The organism is Arthrobacter agilis (assembly GCF_030816075.1).
Lineage (GTDB): Bacteria > Actinomycetota > Actinomycetes > Actinomycetales > Micrococcaceae > Arthrobacter_D > Arthrobacter_D agilis_E.
Genome location: NZ_JAUSXO010000001.1, coordinates 792,733 through 813,106, shown reverse-complemented (window position 1 = coordinate 813,106; position 20,374 = coordinate 792,733). Strand labels below are relative to the sequence as shown.

Sequence of the window (20,374 nt, the reverse complement as noted above, 5' to 3'; positions counted from 1 at the left end):
GCGCGGACGGCCACAATCGTCCGGTCGGTCAGCCCGCGTCCGCCTCGGCGAGGACGTCCTTGACGATCGAGAAGGCCGCACCCGGGCTGTACCCCTTGCGGGCGAGGACGCCGACGAGGCGGCGCACCTCCTTGTCGCGGACGGCGCGGTCCGTCAGGTCCGCGCTCCGGCGGAGCTTGCGGCGCACGACGTCGCGCGCCTGCTCGTGTTCGTCCTCGTCGGAGAGCTGCAGCAGCGCGTCCTCCGCCAGCTCACCGTCGATGCCCTTCTCCGCGAGCTCACGGCGCAGGGAGGAGCGTGACAGCGACTTCGCGGCGGTCCGGGTCCGCACCCACATCCGCGCGAACTCGGCGTCGTCGATCAGCTGCACCTCCTCGAACCGGTCGAGGAGTGCGGAGGCGACGGCGGGCGGGACGGAGCGCTCGGCGAGCTTCCGGTCGAGCTGGTGACGGCTCCGTGCTCCGAGGGCCAGTTGCCGCAGCAGGACGGACCGCGCTTCCGACGTCCACTCCTCGTCGCTCTTGTCGACGACGCCGTGCTCCGACGGATCCGCGCCGCCGGGACCCGCGCTGCCGGCCGGCCTGCGGCCGCTGCGGCCTGTCCTGCCCCGGCGTCCAGGGGGTGCGTCGGAGTCCGCTCGAAGGGGGGCATCCGTCCCCGCGCCCGAGGATCCGGACCCGGCGGACCGGCGGCGCCCCGCACCCGCCCACGGGCCGTCCGGTGCGTCGGCATCGAAGGCGGCCACGTCGTCCGCGGGCGGAGCATCTGCTGCCGAGCCGACGACCGGGCCGAACGGGTCATCGGCCGGTGCGCGACGCGCGCCCCCACGGCGGCCGCCTGAGCGGGCCTTCCGCTGCCCTCCGCCCCGGCTCCCGAAGGACGACGGGGAGCCCCGCCCGAAGGACGAGCGACGGGGTGCCGGCCCTGCCTCCGAGGGTCCTGCGTCGGGCTCGGAGCCGGGCGAGCCGAACCGGCCGGACGAGGTTCCCCATTCGACCGCGTCCGGACCGGGGTCGGATGCCACCCGGGCCTACTCGCCGCTGACGGCCTTGAGCTTGGGAGCCTCGGCCTCTACTTCCGCGGGCTGTACCCCGATGCCCAGCTTGACCCTGATCTTCTGCTCGAGCTCGTCCGCCAGGTCGGGGTTGTCCTTCAGGAACTTCCGGGCGTTCTCCTTGCCCTGCCCCAGCTGGTCCCCGTCGTAGGTGAACCAGGCTCCGGACTTCTTGACCAGGTTGTTCTCGACGCCGACGTCGATCAGGCCGCCCTCGCGGGAGATGCCGTGACCGTACAGGATGTCGAACTCGGCCTGCTTGAAGGGAGGAGCCATCTTGTTCTTGACGATCTTGGCGCGGGTCCGGTTACCCACCGGGTTCACGCCTTCCTTCAGGGTCTCGATGCGACGCACGTCGATGCGGACCGACGCGTAGAACTTCAGCGCCTTGCCACCCGTGGTCGTCTCGGGGCTTCCGAAGAAGACACCGATCTTCTCGCGCAGCTGGTTGATGAAGATGGCGGTGGTCTTGGTCTGGCTCAGGCGGCCGGTGATCTTGCGGAGTGCCTGGCTCATGAGCCGGGCCTGCAGGCCCACGTGGCTGTCACCCATCTCGCCCTCGATCTCGGCGCGCGGCACGAGGGCGGCGACGGAGTCGATGACGATGATGTCGATCGAGCCCGAACCGATCAGCATGTCCATGATCTCGAGGGCCTGCTCGCCCGTGTCGGGCTGCGAGACCAGCAGGGCGTCGGTATCGACGCCGAGCTTCTTGGCGTACTCGGGGTCGAGGGCGTGCTCGGCGTCGATGAAGGCGGCGATACCGCCGTTGCGCTGTGCGCTGGCGACGGCGTGGAGGGCGACGGTGGTCTTACCGGAGGATTCCGGACCGTAGATCTCGACGACCCTGCCACGCGGCAGCCCACCGATGCCGAGGGCGACGTCCAGGGCGATGGAGCTGGTCGAGATGGTCTCGATGGGTGCCCTGGTCTCGTCGCCGAGACGCATGACGGAACCCTTGCCGTACTGCTTGTCGATCTGGGCGAGAGCAGCTTCGAGGGCTTTCTCGCGGTCTGGAGCGGCCATTCTTCACCTCGGTTGTTCGTGGCCAACTGGCCTGATTAAGTGTTCGATACGACTGTATTGGCCTGCGCCGACAGTATGAGGTGGGGTCGCCGGTATGTGCGTAAGAGCGCTCCACCGCCACGACCATCATACCGCGGTCCGAACAGATATTCGATTATCCGCGGGCCTCCCGCGTGTCCGGCGGCGCGCCGCGGAGACACGGCGGCCCGGGTCACCGGGGCTTGATGTCCCGGCCGAGCCAGCGCTCCCGCGGCACGTCCTGGGTGCGGCACACCGCTTCCCAGACGGCCTTCGGATCGACGCCGGCGGCCAGCGCCTCGGCCGCGGTCCGGTCGCCCAGGCGGTCGACGACCAGGTCCCGGGCGAGGGTCCTCGAGTAGCCCTGACCGAACTCGTCGTCCATCAGCCGCCAGAAGTCGCTCAACCGCATGTGTCGTCCCTTGCTCTCATCGTCGTCCCGCGCGACGGTCCGGGTGCGCGACGGGCGGGTCCCTCCATTCTGCGCGCTCGGACCCCGTGGTCGGTCGTCCCGGACCCGGAGGGGCCCCGCCGCATGGTGTCCCGCCGACGGGTCGCCCTACAATTGGCCCATGAACGCGAAGCCGAGCACCAGGGACCCCGATCCGGGCATTGCCGCCTACCCCGGGGAGGATGCCGACACCGATGCGGCCATCGAGGCCCTCGAGCAGCAGTTGAGCATGCTCTGGCGGCGCGCGCGCTCCAATTCGTACAAGGTGGCCCGCCGCGTGCACCCCGACATGGAGCCGGCAGCCTACGGGCTCCTGGTGATCCTGCAGCGCGAGGGGTCCATGCGGCTCACGGACATCGCCGCGAGCGTGGGCGTCGGCAAGCCGTCCGTCAGCCGCCAGATCGCGATGCTCGAGCAGCTCGGGCTGGTGCAGAAGGAAGCCGACCCCCTCGACGGGCGGGCCCAGTCCATCTCCCTCACCGAGGCCGGGACGCATCAGCTCGTCGCGGCGCAGTCCGCCCGCAAGCAGGCGTTCCATCAGCTGATGGAGGACTGGGACGTGGACGACCTGACACGCCTCGGGACCCTGATCGCCCAGCTGAACAACACCTACACCAAGGACAACTGGTAGCAGACGGCAGGAAGGCCCGTCCCTCGAGGGACGGGCCTTCCTTGTCGGAGGGGAATCAGCGGTTCGTGGCCGCGAGTCCCCGACGGAAGTCGTCGTTCAGTTCGTCGGTGAGGTCGTCCCCGAACTCGCGGGAGAACTCCTGCGGGATGGTGTCCGGGATGGAGACGCCTTCTGCTACTGCCAGGCGGTCGCTGACTTCCCGCAGCATCGAGGAAAGAGGCACCTCGAGTGCACTGCAGATTGATGAGAGGAGTTCAGAGGATGCTTCCTTCTGTCCACGCTCGACCTCGCTGAGGTATCCGAGGGAAACCCTCGCACTGTGCGACACCTCTCGCAGGGTACGGCCCTGGCGCTGGCGGACGTCACGCAGGACGTCGCCGATCTCATGGCGAAGAACTACCATTTTGCGCTCCTTAGGCTTGCGTTGTGCATCATCTGCCAACCCCACATCACGCCAACGGACCACGCCGTTTACGGATACGGGTTGCTTTACCATCTGTATCGCCTTGCTCCCTCATGAGTGGGCACCGCCCGACGGGCGCGTGCACCGTGATGATGACCTGCCCGTCCTGCTTGAGCCTGAGTCGCCTACCCTATCAACGGCCGGCATTGTTTATAACTACCCCCGGGCACCGTTTGTTCCCCTCGACAGCGCTCCGAGGAGCTCCGTGAGGACCGCCTCGCAGGAGGCGCGGCGGACGGCGTCGCGTCCGCCGGGGAAGTGGTGCTCGAAGGTCTCCGTCCCCGATGCGGTCGAGATCGCCGTGAACACGGTGCCGACGGGCTTCCCCTGGTGCGCCGTCGGGCCGGCGACGCCGGTGGTCGCGACGCCGATATCGGCCGCCAGCGCCTCCCGGGCCCCCCGCGCCATGGCCTCCGCCACCCGCGGATCGACGGCGCCGGCCTCCGCGAGGAGCTGCGCGTCGACGCCCAGAAGGTTCTGCTTGACGGAGACCTGGTAGGCAACTATGCCGCCCTGCAGGACGGACGAGGCGCCGGGTACCTCGGCGAGGGCCGCCGCGACCATGCCCGCGGTGAGGGATTCGGCGGTGGCGACGGTGAGGCCGAGCCGGGTGGCCAGGGCGACGACGTCGGACGCGAGCTGCGCGCCGGTCACTTCCGGGCGCCCGCCCGCAGGCGCGCGGCCTGGAGGATGTAGTCCACGCCGGTCACCACGGTGATGACGACCGCGGCGGCCATGACGACGGCGCCGAGCCACCAGGCCCAGTCCCCGAGCAGGGCCTGCAGCGGGAGCAGGAACAGCAGGATGGCGGCGGTCTGGACAACGGTCTTCAGCTTGCCGCCGCGGGAGGCGGGCATCACGCCGTACCTGATCACCGCGAACCGCAGCAGGGTGATCCCGATCTCCCGGACCAGGATGACGATGGTCACCCACCACCAGAGCTCCCCCAGGACGGACAGCAGCACGAGCGCCGACCCGATGAGGAGCTTGTCCGCGATCGGATCGGCGATCTTCCCGAAGTCCGTGATGAGGCCCCGGCTGCGCGCGAGGTCGCCGTCGAGCTTGTCCGTGTAGATCGCCACCACGAACGTGAGCACCGCGAGCCAGCGGAACAGCCCGGCCTGCCCGTCGTCGAGCAGGAGGAACCAGATGAAGAACGGGACGAGCAGGATGCGCACGACCGTGAGGATGTTCGCGATGTTCAGGACCGGCACCGCCGGGCTCGGGGAGCTGTTCACCATGTCAGGCTACCTGCCGGTGAGGTTCCAGGCGTCGTTGTCGCCGTCGTCGTCCCCCGGGGCGTCGGCGCCGTCATAGTAGTCGACGGCCTGCGGCCGTGACGCGAGGTCCTCGGCCACGAGGTCGACCGGCCCCTGGGCGGGACGGGCCGGCGCCGGCGGCTCGTCGCCGCGCATGGCGGCCAGGACGGGCTCGAGGTCGTCGGGCTTGACCAGGACGTCGCGTGCCTTCGACCCCTCCGAGGGACCGACGACGCCGCGGGACTCGAGGAGGTCCATGAGGCGCCCCGCCTTCGCGAAGCCCACGCGGAGCTTGCGCTGCAGCATGGAGGTGGAGCCGAACTGCGTGGTGACGACGAGCTCGGTGGCCTGCAGCAGGACCTCGAGGTCGTCCCCGATGTCGTCGTCGATCTGCTTCTTCGGCGCCTCGACGGCGACGTCCTCGCGGTAGGTGGCCTGCAGCTGGCCCTTCACGTGCTCCACGACGCGGTGGATCTCGGACTCCGTGACCCAGGCACCCTGCACGCGCATGGGCTTGGAGGCGCCCATCGGCAGGAACAGGGCGTCGCCCTGGCCGATCAGCTTCTCGGCGCCGGGCTGGTCGAGCACCACGCGGGAGTCGGTGACGGAGGACGTGGCGAACGCCATGCGGGAGGGGACGTTGGCCTTGATCAGGCCGGTGACGACGTCCACCGACGGGCGCTGGGTCGCGAGGACGAGGTGGATGCCGGCGGCGCGCGCGAGCTGCGTGATCCTCACGATGGAGTCCTCGACGTCTCGCGGCGCGACCATCATGAGGTCGGCGAGCTCGTCCACGATGACCAGGAGGTACGGGTAGGGGCGGACGACGCGCTTGGAGCCCTCCGGCGGGACGACCTTGCCGTTCCGGACGGCCTTGTTGAAGTCGTCGATGTGCTTGTAGCCGAAGTTCGCGAGGTCGTCGTAGCGGGTGTCCATCTCGCGGACCACCCACTGCAGCGCCTCGGCGGCCTTCTTGGGGTTGGTGATGATCGGCGTGATGAGGTGCGGCACGCCCTCGTAGGCCGTCAGCTCCACGCGCTTCGGGTCCACCATGACCATGCGCACCTCGTCGGGCGTGGACCGCATGAGGATGGAGGTGATCATCGAGTTCACGAAGGAGGACTTGCCCGCACCGGTGGCACCGGCCACGAGGAGGTGCGGCATCTTGGCGAGGTTCGCGACGACGAACCCGCCCTCGACGTCCTTGCCGACGCCCATGACCATCGGGTGTTCGGTCTTGCGGGCGTTCCCGGAGCGCAGGACGTCGCCGAGCGATACGGTCTCGCGGTCCGTGTTCGGGATCTCGATGCCGATGGCCGACTTGCCGGGGATGGGCGAGAGGATGCGCACGTCGGAACTGGCGACGGCGTAGGAGATGTTCTTCGACAGGGCGGTGACGCGCTCCACCTTGGTGCCCGGGGCGAGTTCGATCTCGTAGCGCGTCACCGTGGGGCCGCGCGAGAACCCCGTCACCTTGGCGTCGACGTTGAACTGGTCCAGCGTGTGCGTGAGCGCGGCGACGACGGCGTCGTTGGCCTCCGAGCGCTCCTTCGGCGGGGTGCCGGCCGGCAGGTAGTCCGACGGCGGCAGCGTGTAGGCGACGTCGCCGGCGAGCTGCAGCTGCTCGGTGCGCTGCGGGATGGGCGTCGGCGGGACCTGCGGCTGCACCGGCGTGGAGGGGACGATCAGCGCCTTCGCGGCCGGGACCACGTCGATGGCCTCCGTGGCACCCTCCGGGGCGCGTTCGGGGGCCTCGGCGGCGGGGAGGCGGTGCGCGGCGGACCGCTTGAGCTCCTCGGCGGCGAGTTCCTGCTTCGTGGGGCGCCGCACGCCGGGCGGCACCGCGGCCTCGGCCTCGCGGGCCCGGCGTTCCTCGTCCTCGATGACGGCGCGCTCGAAGGCCTCGTCGCCCACGAAGCCGCCCTGGTCGGCGTCGTGCTCGGCGTCGAAGGGGGCGTCCTCCTTGTCCTTGCCGAACAGGCGCTTGCGCTTCTTCGGCTCCGGCTTCGCCGTGGCGCCGTGTGTCTCGTAGAGATAGCTCTGGTCGTGGCCGTCGTCGCGGCGGTGCGCGGCGTCGTCGGGGTCCTGGCCCATCAGGTGCTCGTAGAGCGTGCGCAGGCGGGCAGGGATGTGGCGGAAGGGCGTCGCGGTGACGATCAGGAGGCCGATGAAGGCCGCGACGGCGAGCAGGAGGCCGACCGGCCAGGCGGTGAGGACGCTGCTGAGGGGCCCGGCGACGAGGAAGCCCACCACGCCGCCCGCGCGCCACAGCGCGTCGAGGCCGTCGGACAGGCCCGGCCGGCCGCCGACGAGGTGCGCGATCCCCGAGCCGGCGAAGAGGATGACGAGCAGGCCGATCGCGATGCGGTTGTTGGCGCGGTGGCGCTCGGGGTACCGGAACAGGCGCACGGCGCCGATGCCGAGGAGGAACGGGACGAGCAGGGCAATCCAGCCGAAGGTCCCGCCGGCGGCGGCGTGCACGATGTCCGCCGGTGTGCCGCCCAGCGCCCACCACTCGACGGCGGCGACGGCGAGGGCGAGGATCAGGAGGAACAGGCCGGAACCGTCGCGCCGCAGCTCCCGCTCGGGGTTCGCGGTGTGGCCGAAGGCGCGGACGCCGGACCCGACGACGCGGGCCAGGCCCATCCAGACCGCCTGGACCGCCCGGAGCGGGAAGGCGAGGTGGTCCTCGTGCTGCGGTTCCGGGGGGGCCTGGATCGGCCGGGTCTTGGCCGGCGTGCGGGCGGTCCCCTTCGCGGGGGCCTTGCCGCGGGAGGTCCCGGCAGCGGCGGACGCTCCCCTGCCGCGGGTCTGCTGCTGGCCCCGCGGGGCAGGGGAAGTTCGAGTGGCCATGGTCTTCACGGTACCGGACGGCGTCCCCGAAGCGGCGGATTTCGGCCTCCTGCCGGGGAGGGGCCCGGTACCGGCGGGGGTCCGCGGGGTGCCCGGGTCAGGCCTCGAGGACCACCGGGATGATCATGGGTCGCCTGCGGTAGCGACGATTGACCCAGGTGCCGATGGTGCGCCGGACCACCTGCTGCAGCTGGTAGGTCGTGTGGTCCGTGGTGTTCGTCACGGCCTCCTCGAGGGCGGCGCTGATCTTCGGGGTGATCTCGTCGAAGACGGAGTCGTCCTCGGCGAACCCGCGCGCGTGGATGTCCGGCCCGGAGACGATCTTGCCCGTGGTGCGGTTGACGACCGTGATGATCGAGATGAAGCCCTCCTCGCCGAGGATGCGGCGGTCCTTGAGGTCGGCGTCCGTGATCTCGCCGACGCTGGAGCCGTCCACGTAGACGTAGCCGCACTCCACCGCGCCGACCACGCGGGCCGTCCCGTCCACGAGGTCGACCACGGAGCCGTCCTCGGTCAGCAGCACGTTCGACGCGGGCACGCCGGTCTGCTGCGCCAGCCTGCCGTTGGCGATGAGGTGGCGTGTCTCGCCATGGACGGGCATGACGTTCCGCGGGCGGAGGATGTTGTAGCAGTAGAGCAGTTCTCCGGCTGCCGCGTGGCCGGACACGTGCACCTTGGCGTTGCCCTTGTGGATCACGTCGGCGCCGAGCTTGAGCAGCCCGTTGATGACGCGGAACACGGCGTTCTCATTGCCGGGGATCAGCGACGACGCCAGGATCACGGTGTCGCCCTCGCCGACCGTGATGCGGTGGTCGCCGTTGGCCATCCGGGAGAGCGCCGCCATGGGTTCGCCCTGGGACCCGGTGGACATGAGGACCACGCGGTCGTCGGGCAGGTCGTCCACGTTCCTGATGTCCACGAGGATGCCGTCCGGGACCCTCAGGTAGCCGAGCTTCTCGGCGATGGCCATGTTGCGCACCATCGACCGGCCCGCGAAGCAGACGAAGCGGCCGTGGGCGTGCGCGGCGTCGAGCACCTGCTGCACCCGGTGCACGTGGGAGGAGAAGGACGCGACGATGATGCGCTTGCGCACCTGTCCGAACAGGTGCTCCAGGACGGGGCCGATCTCGCGTTCCGCCGTCGTGAAGCCGGGGACGTCCGCGTTCGTGGAGTCGACCAGGAACAGGTCGACGCCCTCCTCGCCGAGGCGGGCGAAGGCCCGCAGGTCGGTGATCCGGCCGTCGAGGGGCACCTGGTCCATCTTGAAGTCGCCCGTGTGCAGGACCGTGCCGGCCTCGGTGCGGAGGAACACGGCGAGGGCGTCCGGGATGGAGTGGTTGACGGCGACGAACTCGCACTCGAACGGGCCGAGCTGCTCGATCTGGCCCTCCGAGACGGTGAGCGTGTACGGGCGGATGCGGTGCTCCTGCAGCTTCGCCTCCACGAGCGCGAGCGTGAGCTGCGAGCCGATGACCGGGATGTCCGCCTTGAGCCGCAGGAGGTACGGGACCGCCCCGATGTGGTCCTCGTGGCCGTGCGTGAGGACCAGACCGACGACGTCGTCGAGCCGGTCCTCGAGATAGGAGAAGTCGGGCAGGATCAGGTCCACGCCGGGCTGGTTCTCCTCGGGGAAGAGCACGCCGCAGTCGACGATCAGGAGCTTCCCGCCGATCTCGAAGACCGTCATGTTCCGGCCGATCTCACCGATGCCGCCGAGGGGCACCACCCGCAGGGTGCCCGGCTCGAGGGCCGGGGGCGGGTTGCGCAGGGCGGCGGTGCCGGCGGCGTCGCTCACGCGCGTGCGCCCTGCCGTGCGTCCTGCCGTACGCCCTCGGAGGTGAGGTCCCAGCCGGCGGCGGCGAGGTCGGCGAGGACCGCCTCGAGTTCGTGCGGCTCGGCCCCGACGAGGGGCAGGCGGACGAGGGCGTTGGGCAGCACGCCCTGCAGGTGCAGGATGTGCTTCGCGGAGACCGCGCCCGGGATGTGCGTCATCACCGCGCGGACCACGGGGTCCAGCTCGAAGTGGATCCGGCGTGCCTCCGCGAAGTCGCCCGCGGCCGCCGCGTCGACGAGGGCCCGGAAGCCGCGGGTGGCGACGTGCGCGCTGACGCTGACGACGCCGACGGCCCCGGCGGCCATCCACGGCAGGGTGAGCCCGTCGTCGCCGGCGTAGACGTCGAGGTCGGTGGCGGCGAGGACCCGGGTGATGGCGGCGAAATCGGCCTTCGCGTCCTTCAGGGCGCCGATCTTCGGGTTCTCGGCGAGGCGGAGCATCGTCTCGGTGGTGATCGGGATCCCGGACCGGCCGGGGATGTCGTAGACCATGATCGGCAGGTCGCCGGCCGCGGCGACGGCCTCGAAGTGGGCCAGCACGCCGGACTGGGTGGGCTTGTTGTAATACGGCGTCACGACGAGCTGCGCGTGGGCGCCGGCCCGCTCGGCCCGCCGCGCCATCTCGACGGAGTGCGACGTGTGATTGGTGCCCGTGCCCGCGATCACGCGCGCCCGGTCCCCCACCGTCTCGGCGACCACGCGGTAGAGGTCCTCCTTCTCGGAATCCTCCAGGGTGGAGGTCTCCCCCGTGGTGCCGGAGACCACCAGCCCGTCGCAGCCGTCGTCGACGAGGCGGGTCGCGAGGGCGGCGGTGGCGTCGAAGTCGACGGCGCCGTCGGCGGTGAACGGCGTGACCATCGCCGTGACGAGGGAACCGAACGGGAGGGTGCGCGAGGGGGTGTCAGCCATGGGTAAAACGTTACCCGTTCGCGCGGTGCCGGGTGGTACGGGCCCCGCCGGGGACGCGGCGGGGGACTCGACGGGCACAGGGAGGGCGGGGGTGCCTGTGGGATTATGGCGGGATGCACACGAAGTCCGCCCCCCGGCGGTTGACCGGGATCGACGCAGCCCGCGGCGTGGCGCTCTTCGGCATGATGAGCACGCACATCCTCCCGCTCTACGCCCCGGGCACCATCGAGGCCACCTGGACGGCCCTGCTCTTCTCCGGCCGCGCGTCGGGGCTGTTCGCCGTCGTCGCGGGCATCGGCCTGGCCCTCCTGACCGGAGGGCGCTCGCCGCATCGTGACCGCCTGCTCGCCGCGGACCGGACCGGCATCGCCGTGCGGGCCGTGATCATCGCGCTGATCGGCCTCGTGCTCGGCGGCGTGGAGACGAACATCGCGATCATCCTGTTCCACTACGGTGTGCTCTTCCTCCTCGCCCTGCCGTTCACGGGCCTCCGGGTCCGGCCGCTCGCGGTGTGGGCCGCGGGCTGGGTGCTGCTGGCGCCCGTCGCGGCCCACCTGCTGCGGCCCGTGGTGACCGGGACCGTCGTCCCGCCCTCGCTCGGCGGGAACCCGCTCTTCGAGCACTTCCTCGTCCCGCAGACGCTGGCCGCGGACGTCTTCCTGACCGGCTACTACCCGGTGCTGCAGTGGCTCGGGTTCCTCCTGGTCGGCATGGTGATCGGGCGGCTGGATCTCTCGCGCCTCGGCGTGCAGGCGGGCCTGCTCGCGGCGGGCGTCGTCGCCGCCGTCGGCGCACGCCTGGTCAGCGCGCAGCTCCTCGGGCCGGGCGGCGGGCTCGCCGCGCTCGTCGCGACGCCCGAGGGCAGCCGCTACCCGCTCGAGGCGATGCTCGACGTCGGGCTCACCGGGGTGGACCAGTCGGGTTCCTGGTGGTGGCTCGCCGTCAGCGCACCGCACTCGGGGACGACGCTGGACCTGGTGCACGTGGCCGGGTCGGCCGCGGCCGTCGTCGCGCTGTGCCTCCTGCTGACGCGGCGGTTCCCCTCCGCGCTCCTGCCCCTCTCGGCGCCCGGCGCCATGACGCTCACGCTCTACAGCCTCCACGTCTGCGTGATGAGCTGGACGGACCAGCTGGTCCCGCTGCCGGATCCGCTGCAGCTCTTCTGGCTGCAGGCGGTCGCCGCGGTCGCGATCGGCATCCTGTTCCAGCGTGTGCACTCCCGGGGACCGCTGGAGCTGCTCACGTCCGGTGCCGCGAACGCCGCGCGCGAGGGCCGCGCCGAGGTGCGGCGCTAGCTGCCGGCCGAGGGCACTGCGTGCCCGGCGGCAGGGCTCAGGCTGCGGCGTCCTGCCGGTACAGCTTCGCGGCGTCGCGCATGGCCCTGCGGGCGCGCTTGCGGTCCCCTGAGGCGTCGTAGGCGTACGAGAGGCGGAACCAGCTGCGCCAGTTCCCGGGGTCGGCCTCGACCTCGGCCTCGTAGGCGGGGAACGCGCTGTCCGCGGCGGAGCGCACGATCCGCCCGCTCGGTGTCCTCGGCAGGTCGTCCACGGGGAGCCCTCCCTCGCCCTCGAGCTGCCGCGCCATCCGCTGCGTCTGCGCGCCGAAGAGCAGTTCCCGGATCAGGGCCCAGGCGCCGATGCACGGCAGGAGGAGATAGCCGGCGCCGATCGCCTTCGCGACCGGTTCGGGGTCGCCGAGCAGGAGGAAGCTGCGCTGGAAGGCCACGGCGAGCCAGAAGACGAGCAGGGCGGTGATGAGCAGGACCCCGAGCTTGACCCTGTGCTGGCGGTAGAACTCCACGGCGCTCACCGGGTCCCGCCGGCCCGCAGGTCGAGGTAGCCGTCGAGGCCGACGGTCAGGCCGGGATGGTCGGCGACCGAGCGGATGCCGAGGAGCACACCGGGCATGAACGAGGCGCGGTCGAAGGAGTCGTGACGGATGGTGAGCTGCTCCCCCGGGCTGCCGAGGAGCACCTCCTGGTGCGCGGTGAGCCCGCGGAGGCGCACGGAGTGGACCGGGACGCCGTCGACCCTGGCGCCGCGCGCACCGGTGAGCTGCTCGCGTGTCGCGTCGGGCGCGTCCGGGACGCCCGCGGCGGCGCGGGCGGCAGCCATGAGCTGGGCGGTCCGGACGGCGGTGCCCGAGGGGGCGTCCACCTTGTCGGGGTGGTGCAGCTCCACGACCTCGACGGATTCGAAGTAGCGCGCCGCCGTGGCGGCGAAGGCCGTGGCGAGCACGGAGCCGAGCGCGAAGTTCGGGGCGATCAGGACACCGGTGCCGGGGGTGGCGGCCAGGCGGGACTCCAGGTGGGCGAGGCGGTCGTCGGTCCAGCCCGTCGTCCCGACGACGGCGTGCATGCCGTGCTCGACGGCGAACACCACGTTGTCGAACGTGGCGTCCGGGACGGTGAGGTCGACGACGACGCGTGCCCCCGCGGACACCAGCGAGTCGAGCGGATCGCTGCTGCCGAGCGCCGCGACGAGTTCGAGGTCGGGAGCCGCCTCGACGGCGCGGACGGCCTCGGTCCCCATGCGGCCCCGGGCACCCAGGACGGCCACGGGCAGGTGTTCAGTCATGGGGTCAACCCTACTGTTCGGTCCCTGCGCCGACCCACTCCACGGTCCCGTCCGCGAAGAACTGCTCCTTCCAGATGGGCACGCGTTCCTTCACGAGGTCCACGAGGTCCGAGCACGCCCGGAACGCCTCCCCGCGGTGGGCCGCGCCCACGGCGGCGACGAGTGCCTGGTCGCCGATCGCGAGGGGGCCGATGCGGTGGGCCACCCAGATGCGGGTGCCGTCGTGACGGGCGGCGATCTCCCCGGCGACCTCGCGGATGACCCGTTCCGCGCTCGGGTGCGCGGAGTAGCTGAGCGACGTCACGGAGCGTCCCCCGTCGTGGTCCCGCACCACGCCGCTGAAGCCGACGACGGCGCCGCAGTGCGGGGAGTCGACGCCGGCGTGGGCTTCCTCGGGGGTGATCGGGGTGGCGGCGACGGCGGCGTGGACGACTTCACCGGTGGTCATGGTGGCCCTCCAGCTGGGCGCAGATGTGGTCGATGAGCGGTGCGAGGACGTCGAGTCCGTCGCGTACCCCGCCGGGCGAGCCGGGCAGGTTGAGGACGAAGGTCGAGCCCGCGGTGCCCGCCAGCCCCCGGCTGAGGGCGGCGGTGGGGACCGTGGCGGCGCCGGCGCGGCGCATGGCCTCCATGATGCCCGGCAGGCTGCGGGTCAGGTAGGGGGCGGTCTGCTCGGGGGTGGCGTCGTCGGGGCTCAGCCCGGTCCCGCCGCTCGTGAGGAGGACCGCCGGGCGGGTTTCGAGCGCGGCGCCGATGGCGGCTCCCACGGCGTCGCCGTCCGGCACCACGACGGCGTCCGCGACGGCGAAGCCGTGCCGGTAGAGCCAGTCCGCGATGGCGGGCCCGCACTCGTCCTCGTAGGTGCCGGCGGCGGCGCGCGTCGAGGCGATGACGACGGCGGCGGTGCGGAGGGCGCTCATACGCTCCAGTCCCCGCTCTTGCCGCCGGACTTCGCGAGGACGCGGGTGCCGTTGATCACGGCGTGCTTGTCCACGGCCTTGATCATGTCGTAGAGGGTCAGGGCCGCGACGGACGCCGCGGTGAGGGCTTCCATCTCCACGCCGGTGAGCGCTGTGGTCCGTACGAGCGCCGTGATGCGCACGCGTCCGCCGTCGGGCTCGAAGTCCACGGTCACCTTCGACAGCGGCAGCGGGTGGCACAGCGGGATCAGCGACGAGGTCTGCTTGGCGGCCATGATCCCGGCGACGCGCGCGACGGCGAGGGCGTCGCCCTTCGGCAGGTCCCCCTCGGTGATGAGCGCGACGACGTCGGCCCGGGTCTCGAGGGTGGCCTCGGCGACCGCCTGGCGGACGGTGGCCTGCTTGCCCGAGACGTCGACCATGTGGGCGGTGCCGTCGGCGCGGACGTGGGACAGGCCGTCGACGGGCGGCGGCGTGGAAGGTGGTGGGGTCATGGCTGGATCCTTTCTGCGGAGTCCATTCAACCAGTGCCGGCCGGATCCGTCCCTGCGTCCGCCAGGACGAGCACGTCCTCGACGGCGAAGGGATCCTCGGGCACGGGGCCCGTGAGCGTGACCTCCACGCGGTCCCCCGCGGCGAGGGCGGCGACCCCGACGGGCACGTGGACGAGGCAGTTGGAGGCGGCGAGGGCGTGCAGCAGATGGGAGCCGGGTCCGCCCACGAGGGTCACCTTCCCGTCCCGGTACAGGCCGCGGCGCACCTGATGCTTGGCGTCGGGGCTCTCGAGGCCGTCGACGAGGACGGCGTCGAGCACGGGACGCGGGGCCGGCGCACCGGTGAGCGTGCGGAGGGCGGGGCGGAGGAACATCTCGAAGGAGACGAGGGCGCTGACCGGGTTGCCGGGGAACCCGAGGAACGGGATGCCCGAGATGGTCCCGTGCGCCTGCGGGCCGCCGGGCTGCAGGGCGACGGAGGAGAACTCCACGCTGCTGTCCGCCAGCGCCTGCTTCACGACCTCGTACGCGCCCTGGCTGATCCCTCCCGTACTGAGCACGAGGTGGGTGCTGCCGGCGGGGATCGCGCCGATCGCGTCCCGGAGGACGGCCGGGTCGTCGCCGAGGGAGCCGGTGGCGCGTGACGTCGGCCCCGGCCTCCCGCAGGGCCGCTTCGAGGAGCGTGGAGTTGGCGTCGTAGATGGTCCCGGGAGCGAGCGGGGTGCCGGGCTCGGCCACCTCGTCGCCGGTGGAGAGCAGCAGCACGCGGAAGCGGGGGCGGACACGCACCGTCCCGACGCCGCAGGCCGCGAGGAGCCCCAGCTGGGCGGGGCCGAGCAGCGTGCCCGCCGGCAGGGCGACCTCGCCCTCGGCGATGTCGCTGCCCGCCCGCCGCACGAACAGCCCGGGGTGGATGCCGCCGGGCAGGCGGACGGTCACGGGGCCCGCCGCCCGGTCCGCCGCGGTGGGGAACTGCGCCGGGTCGGCACGTTCGATGGGCACGACGGCGGCCGCCCCCTCGGGCAGCATGGCGCCGGTCATGATAGGCGCGGCGGTGCCCGGCGCGAGGGGCCGCGGCACGGAGCCGGCGGGGATGGCGTCGGCCACGGGCAGCGGGGACACGGTCTCGAGGTCGTCGGAGTGGACGGCGTACCCGTCCATCTGCGAGTTGTCGAAGGGCGGCAGGCTCACCGGCGCGCGCACGTCCTCGGCGAGGGCGCGGCCCTGGGCGTCGATGAGCGGCAGGACCTCCGGTGCGCTGCCGTCGTATCCGCTGCTCCAGCGCAGGAGGCCGGCGACGGCGGCCCGGTGTTCGGCGACGGTTCTTCTCATGACTGCCTTCCCCTCATGACTGCCTTCCGCGCATCGGCCGGCGGTCCTGTCGCGGAGGGCCACGGGGACCGGCAGGTGGTCTAGGTCACCGTGAACGTTACCGTGTGCAGACCTTCGGCCCCGTCGGGGGCCGGTGCCACCGAGGCCTCCGACTGCACGCCTCCTGCCCGGTCCACCGCCCGCGACTGCACGGTGTGGGTGCCGGCCTCCAGCGGGATCGTGGCACGGTACTGGCACCAGGTGTCGGCGGAGATGGGCGTGCCGAGCGTCGCGCGCTGCCAGGGGCCGCCGTCGACCCTCACCTCGACGGCCTCCACGCCGGTGTGCTGCGCCCATGCCACGCCCGCGACGACGACGTCGCCCGCCGCCACGCGGGCGGAGGGCCGTGGCACGTCGACGCGGGAGGAGGTCTTGACGGGGCCGCGCTCGGACCAGCCGCGCGTGGACCAGTACGCGCGGTCGTCGGCGAAGCGGGTCACCGTCAGTTCGCTCACCCACTTGGTGGCGGACACGAACCCGTAGAGGCCCGGCACCACGAGCCGGACGGGGAACCCGTGCTCGACCGGCAGGGGTTCCCCGTTCATGCCGACCGCGAGCAGGGAGTCCCGGGAGTCGGTGAGCGCCTCCAGCGGCGTGCCTGCGGTGAACCCGTCGACGCTCCGCGACAGGACCATGTCCGCGCCCGGCTGCACGCCGGCGCGGGCCAGGAGCTCCCGGACCGGCCAGCCGAGCCAGCGGGCGGTGCCGGTGAGGTCCCCTCCGACGGTGTTGGACACGCAGGCGAGCGTGATGTGGCGCTCGATGAGGGGCAGGGCCAGCAGGTCGTCGAAGGTGATCTCGACCTCGCGGTCCACGCGTCCCGTGACCTTCAGGGACCACTGCGCCGGATCGACGACCGGCACCACGAGGGCCGTGTCGATGCGGTAGAAGTCGTCGGAGGGTGTCACGAGGCTGGTAAGCCCCTCGACGCCGAGGTCCGCGCCGGCGGGGATGACGGATCCCACCGGGGGCGGCGGGCCGGTCTCCGTGGGCGCGGGGAGCCGGACGGCCGCGCGCTGACCCGCCACGGCGGACTGCGTGGAGCGCACGCCCGTCGCGGCGGCGCCCGTGGCGACGGCGACGACGGCAGCACCGGAGGCGCCCTGCAGGAACCGTCGGCGTGCCGGGAGCCCTCCTGCGCCGTCCTCGGACGCCCGGTCCCAGGCGCGCAGGGACCGCACCAGGGCGCCGAGCACGAGGATCGCCACCAGTGCGGCGAGGACCGGCGCCACGAACGACACGAGCGACGACTGCGGCCGGGAGGCGACGGCGAGGGCGCCGATCACGCCGAAGCCCGCGACGACCGCGCGGCCCGCGAAGGTCCTGCGGTACTCGAGGATGCCTGCCGCGAGGGCGAGGACCGTGATGAGGACGGCGACGGCGGCGAGGAAGACGGTCTTGTCCGCGGTCCCGAACCAGGCGATCGCCCAGTCCTTGACGCCGGGCGGCAGGATGTCGATCACGGCGGAGCCCACGGCGCTGACCGGGGTCACCGAGGGGCTCAGGGCTGCGGCGGCGAGCTCGCCGCCGATGACGCCGAGACCGACCGCGAGGGCTCCGGAGAGCGCGGCCCAGGTGCGCCGTCGGATCATCGCTGCCTTCCCGTCCGGCCCGGCGACGGAACGCCGCCGACGAGGCCACCCTGTACACGACCGCGGGCACCGGCTCGTTCCCCGTGCACCGATAGGGCCGGATCCGCCGGAGGGCGTACCCTCGATCCATGGGAGTTGACCTCGGAATGCCGCGTGATGCCCGCAGGGCTGCCGCCCAGGGGCTCCTGGACGTCCACGGCCGGCGCGCGACGGACATGCGCCTGTCCCTCACGGACAAGTGCAACCTGCGCTGCACCTACTGCATGCCCGCGGAGGGCCTGAACTGGCTGCAGAAGGACCAGGTCCTGACGCGTGCCGAGATCGTGCGCCTGGTGCGCATCGGCGTCGACCGGCTCGGCATCCGCGAGCTGCGCCTGACCGGCGGCGAGCCGCTCGTGCGCGCCGACCTCCTCGACATCATCCGGGACCTGCGCGCCGACCACGCCGACCTGCCGATCTCCATGACGACCAACGCCCTGGGCCTCGACCGGCGCGCCGCACAGCTGAAGGACGCCGGGCTGACGCGCATCAACGTCTCCATGGACTCGCTGCACCCCGACACCTTCGCGCAGCTGACGCGCCGGCCGTTCCTGGACCGGGTGCTCAGGGGCATCGAGGCCGCCGCGGCCGCCGGCCTCGGACTCGTGAAGATCAACGCCGTGCTCATGCGCGGCATCAACGACCACGAGGCACCGGACCTCGTGGAGTGGGCGGTGGCCCGCGGCTTCGAACTGCGCTTCATCGAGCAGATGCCGCTCGACGCCGATCACGGCTGGACGAAGGAGGGCATGGTGACGGCCGCCGAGATGCGCGCGCTCGTCGAGACCCGCTTCGTCCTCACCCCGGATCCCCGCACCCGCGACGGCGCGCCCGCCGAGCGGTGGGAGGTCCGCGCGAAGGCGGACCCCGGCGTGGTCCTCGGCACGGTGGGCATCATCGCGTCCGTGACGGAGCCGTTCTGCGCCGACTGCCGCCGCACGCGCGTCACCGCGGAGGGCAAGGTCATGAGCTGCCTGTTCTCCCGGGAGGAGACGGACCTGAGGGAGCTGCTGCGCTCCGGGGCGGACGACGACGCGGTGGCGCAGCGCTGGCAGGACGCCATGTGGCTGAAGCCCCGCGCCCACGGCATGGACCACACGGGACTCGGCGCCGCGGACTTCGTGCAGCCCGACCGGTCGATGAGCGCCATCGGTGGCTGACGTGCTCGTGCGGTACTTCGGCGCGGCCCGGGCCGCCACCGGCGTGGACGAGGAGCGCCTGGCCGGCGGCCGCACCCTCGCGGCCGTGCTGGCGGACCTGCAGGCGCGTCCCGGGGCGAGCGGGGGGCCGTCCCTGGCGAAGGTCCTGGCCCGCAGCAGCTTCCTGCTCAACGAGGTGGCGCTGCGCGATCCGGCCACCGTGCTGCAGGACGACGACGTGCTGGACGTCCTGCCGCCCTTCGCCGGCGGCTAGCGGCCCCGGCGGGTGAAGTCGGCCTCGGAGTCGAACGGTCCGACGACGACCGTGGTGCGGGGGGCGGCGGCCAGCCCACGCGCCAGCGACTGCACCTCCTCCGCTGTGACGGACCGGATCCGGTCGAGGGACGTGTCCATGTCCACGAACTCCCCCGACACCAGCTCCGACCGGCCGAGCCGGGACATGCGGGAGCTGCTGTCCTCCAGGGCCATGACGAGTCCGCCGGAGAGCTGTCCGACCGCCTTGCGGAGCTCCTCCGCGTCGATCCCGTCGGCGGCCAGCCGGTCCAGCTCCGCGCCGAGCAGCTCGATGACCTGCCCGGTCTTGGCGGGCGAGCACCCGGCGTACATGCCGAAGTATCCGGCGTCGGCGTAGGAGGCCGAGAAGGAGTAGGTCGAGTAGACCAGGCCGCGCTTCTCCCGGATCTCCTGGAAGAGCCGGGAGGACATGCCGCCGCCCAGGACGGCGTTCAGGACGCTCATCGCGAAGCGGCGCTCGTCGGTCGCGGTGAGGGACGGGCAGCCGATCAGGATGTTCGACTGCTCGACGGCCCGGCGGATGACGTGCGTGCCCGTCACGCCGGTCACGGCGGACTCGGCGGTCGAGCGGCGTGCCACCGGCAGGGCGCCCTCGTCGAGCGTCCAGCCCGCGGTCTCGAGGGCTTCCTGCACGAGCCGGCAGACGACGTCGTGGTCGAGGCCGCCCGCGGCGGTGACCACCAGTTCGGCCGGGGTGTAGTAGCGGCGGTAGTGCTCGAGCACGGAGTCCCGCGGGACCTCCCGGATGGCCTCCGGGGTCCCGCCGATCGGCCGGCCGAGCGGGTGGTCCCCCAGGACCAGCTCGACGAACTTCTCGTGGGCGACGTCCGCCGGGTCGTCGCTGTCCATCGCGATCTCCTCGAGGATGACGTCGCGTTCCTGCTCGAGCTCCTCCGGGTCGAGGACGGCCGACGTCACCATGTCGGCGATGACGTCGATGGCCATGGGCAGGTCGGAGTCGAGCACCCGCGCGTAGTAGCAGGTGTTCTCCTTCGCGGTGGCGGCGTTCGACTCGCCACCGACCTCGTCGAACGCCGACGCGATGTCCATGGCGGAGCGGCGCGTGGTGCCCTTGAAGAGCAGGTGTTCGAGGAAGTGGGTGCTGCCGTGCTGGCCGTCGGCCTCGTCACGGGAGCCGACGCCCACCCAGAAGCCGATCGTCGCCGACCGCTGGCCGGGCATGGCCTCGGTGAGCACGCGCACCCCGCCGGGCAGCACGCTGCGCCGCACGACGTTGCCCCCCGGATCCCCGGCCACGAAGGTGGGGTCGAGGCCGTCGGCGCCCGTGCGGGGCGTCGGCAGCAGGGGCAGGGACACTACGGAGGACAGGGGCATCCTGGTCTTTCTGGGAGTTCGGGAAAGGCCGACGGCCCCGGCGCCGACCGAGTCGATCGGTCGGCGCCGGGGCCGCGGGCCAGGGGTTGCTCGGGA

At 72.3% G+C, this 20,374-nt stretch carries 21 protein-coding genes and 1 pseudogene; 4 read left to right on the top strand and 18 right to left on the bottom strand.

The features are described from left to right. Positions 1-28: 28 nt before the first annotated feature. The 3 genes from QFZ50_RS03570 to QFZ50_RS03560 all read right to left on the bottom strand — a co-directional run bounded on the left by QFZ50_RS03570 (position 29) and on the right by QFZ50_RS03560 (position 2,510). Positions 29-1,024 (bottom strand): regulatory protein RecX, encoded by a 996-nt coding sequence (locus QFZ50_RS03570; RefSeq protein ID WP_307081972.1) that lies wholly within the window; start codon positions 1,022-1,024, stop codon positions 29-31. Between the two features lie 6 nt (positions 1,025-1,030). Continuing rightward, positions 1,031-2,080: a recombinase RecA gene (gene recA / locus QFZ50_RS03565; protein ID WP_307081970.1), complete on the bottom strand. Its 1,050-nt coding sequence runs from the start codon at positions 2,078-2,080 to the stop codon at positions 1,031-1,033. A gap of 211 nt (positions 2,081-2,291) precedes the next feature. Further along, positions 2,292-2,510 (bottom strand): DUF3046 domain-containing protein, encoded by a 219-nt coding sequence (locus QFZ50_RS03560; RefSeq protein ID WP_307081969.1) that lies wholly within the window; start codon positions 2,508-2,510, stop codon positions 2,292-2,294. Between the two features lie 160 nt (positions 2,511-2,670). Here QFZ50_RS03560 and QFZ50_RS03555 point away from each other — a divergent pair, with 160 nt between their 5' ends. Further along, positions 2,671-3,180: a MarR family winged helix-turn-helix transcriptional regulator gene (locus QFZ50_RS03555; RefSeq protein WP_307081967.1), complete on the top strand. Its 510-nt coding sequence runs from the start codon at positions 2,671-2,673 to the stop codon at positions 3,178-3,180. Positions 3,181-3,235: 55 nt separating this feature from the next. Here QFZ50_RS03555 and QFZ50_RS03550 read toward each other — a convergent pair whose 3' ends face one another. The 6 genes from QFZ50_RS03550 to dapA all read right to left on the bottom strand — a co-directional run bounded on the left by QFZ50_RS03550 (position 3,236) and on the right by dapA (position 10,497). Then, the gene (locus QFZ50_RS03550) at positions 3,236-3,676 is read right to left on the bottom strand and encodes a helix-turn-helix domain-containing protein (protein ID WP_307081965.1); all 441 of its coding nucleotides are present in this window, start codon (positions 3,674-3,676) and stop codon (positions 3,236-3,238) included. A 123-nt stretch (positions 3,677-3,799) separates the two neighbouring features. Continuing rightward, positions 3,800-4,297: a CinA family protein gene (locus tag QFZ50_RS03545; RefSeq protein ID WP_307081963.1), complete on the bottom strand. Its 498-nt coding sequence runs from the start codon at positions 4,295-4,297 to the stop codon at positions 3,800-3,802. Further along, the gene (gene pgsA / locus QFZ50_RS03540; protein ID WP_307081961.1) at positions 4,294-4,884 is read right to left on the bottom strand and encodes a CDP-diacylglycerol--glycerol-3-phosphate 3-phosphatidyltransferase; all 591 of its coding nucleotides are present in this window, start codon (positions 4,882-4,884) and stop codon (positions 4,294-4,296) included. Before pgsA ends, QFZ50_RS03545 begins: the two co-directional genes overlap by 4 nt. A gap of 6 nt (positions 4,885-4,890) precedes the next feature. Continuing rightward, entirely contained in the window at positions 4,891-7,755 is a 2,865-nt protein-coding gene (locus QFZ50_RS03535) for an FtsK/SpoIIIE family DNA translocase (protein WP_307081958.1), read from the bottom strand. Positions 7,756-7,852: 97 nt separating this feature from the next. Continuing rightward, complete coding sequence (locus QFZ50_RS03530; protein WP_307081956.1) at positions 7,853-9,550, bottom strand: ribonuclease J; 1,698 nt, start codon at positions 9,548-9,550, stop codon at positions 7,853-7,855. Continuing rightward, positions 9,547-10,497: a 4-hydroxy-tetrahydrodipicolinate synthase gene (dapA, locus tag QFZ50_RS03525; RefSeq protein WP_307081953.1), complete on the bottom strand. Its 951-nt coding sequence runs from the start codon at positions 10,495-10,497 to the stop codon at positions 9,547-9,549. Before dapA ends, QFZ50_RS03530 begins: the two co-directional genes overlap by 4 nt. 113 nt (positions 10,498-10,610) lie before the next feature. Between dapA and QFZ50_RS03520 the strand changes: the two genes are divergently transcribed. Continuing rightward, a complete protein-coding gene (locus QFZ50_RS03520) occupies positions 10,611-11,792 on the top strand; it encodes a heparan-alpha-glucosaminide N-acetyltransferase domain-containing protein (RefSeq protein ID WP_307081951.1) in 1,182 nt (393 codons plus the stop codon). A gap of 37 nt (positions 11,793-11,829) precedes the next feature. On the opposite strand, the gene QFZ50_RS03515 is transcribed toward QFZ50_RS03520, so the two are convergent. The 8 genes and pseudogenes from QFZ50_RS03515 to QFZ50_RS03480 form a co-directional block, all read right to left on the bottom strand. Continuing rightward, positions 11,830-12,306: a hypothetical protein gene (locus QFZ50_RS03515; RefSeq protein ID WP_307081949.1), complete on the bottom strand. Its 477-nt coding sequence runs from the start codon at positions 12,304-12,306 to the stop codon at positions 11,830-11,832. After that, positions 12,303-13,073, bottom strand: a complete 771-nt coding sequence (gene dapB, locus QFZ50_RS03510) for a 4-hydroxy-tetrahydrodipicolinate reductase (protein WP_307081947.1) — start codon at positions 13,071-13,073, stop codon at positions 12,303-12,305. The genes QFZ50_RS03515 and dapB overlap by 4 nt, the downstream gene beginning before the upstream one ends. A gap of 10 nt (positions 13,074-13,083) precedes the next feature. Beyond that, positions 13,084-13,521: a molybdenum cofactor biosynthesis protein MoaE gene (locus QFZ50_RS03505; protein WP_307081945.1), complete on the bottom strand. Its 438-nt coding sequence runs from the start codon at positions 13,519-13,521 to the stop codon at positions 13,084-13,086. Next, positions 13,508-13,993 (bottom strand): MogA/MoaB family molybdenum cofactor biosynthesis protein, encoded by a 486-nt coding sequence (locus QFZ50_RS03500; RefSeq protein ID WP_307081942.1) that lies wholly within the window; start codon positions 13,991-13,993, stop codon positions 13,508-13,510. The genes QFZ50_RS03505 and QFZ50_RS03500 overlap by 14 nt, the downstream gene beginning before the upstream one ends. Further along, positions 13,990-14,487: a cyclic pyranopterin monophosphate synthase MoaC gene (gene moaC, locus QFZ50_RS03495; protein ID WP_307086643.1), complete on the bottom strand. Its 498-nt coding sequence runs from the start codon at positions 14,485-14,487 to the stop codon at positions 13,990-13,992. Before moaC ends, QFZ50_RS03500 begins: the two co-directional genes overlap by 4 nt. 26 nt (positions 14,488-14,513) lie before the next feature. Continuing rightward, on the bottom strand, positions 14,514-15,272 hold the full coding sequence (locus tag QFZ50_RS03490; protein ID WP_307086641.1) for a molybdopterin-binding protein: 759 nt from the start codon (positions 15,270-15,272) through the stop codon (positions 14,514-14,516). Positions 15,273-15,345: 73 nt separating this feature from the next. Next, a pseudogene (locus QFZ50_RS03485) lies at positions 15,346-15,819 on the bottom strand (gephyrin-like molybdotransferase Glp); the annotation flags it as partial. A gap of 80 nt (positions 15,820-15,899) precedes the next feature. Beyond that, positions 15,900-17,450 (bottom strand): molybdopterin-dependent oxidoreductase, encoded by a 1,551-nt coding sequence (locus QFZ50_RS03480; protein WP_307081940.1) that lies wholly within the window; start codon positions 17,448-17,450, stop codon positions 15,900-15,902. A 128-nt stretch (positions 17,451-17,578) separates the two neighbouring features. On the opposite strand from QFZ50_RS03480, the gene moaA reads away from it, so the two are divergent. Then, positions 17,579-18,649 (top strand): GTP 3',8-cyclase MoaA, encoded by a 1,071-nt coding sequence (gene moaA, locus QFZ50_RS03475; RefSeq protein WP_307081938.1) that lies wholly within the window; start codon positions 17,579-17,581, stop codon positions 18,647-18,649. A 1-nt stretch (position 18,650) separates the two neighbouring features. Then, positions 18,651-18,902, top strand: a complete 252-nt coding sequence (locus QFZ50_RS03470; protein WP_307086639.1) for a MoaD/ThiS family protein — start codon at positions 18,651-18,653, stop codon at positions 18,900-18,902. Here the strand turns inward: QFZ50_RS03470 and QFZ50_RS03465 are convergent. Next, a complete protein-coding gene (locus QFZ50_RS03465) occupies positions 18,899-20,278 on the bottom strand; it encodes a M16 family metallopeptidase (protein WP_307081936.1) in 1,380 nt (459 codons plus the stop codon). The genes QFZ50_RS03470 and QFZ50_RS03465 overlap by 4 nt on opposite strands. Positions 20,279-20,374 lie beyond the last annotated feature (96 nt).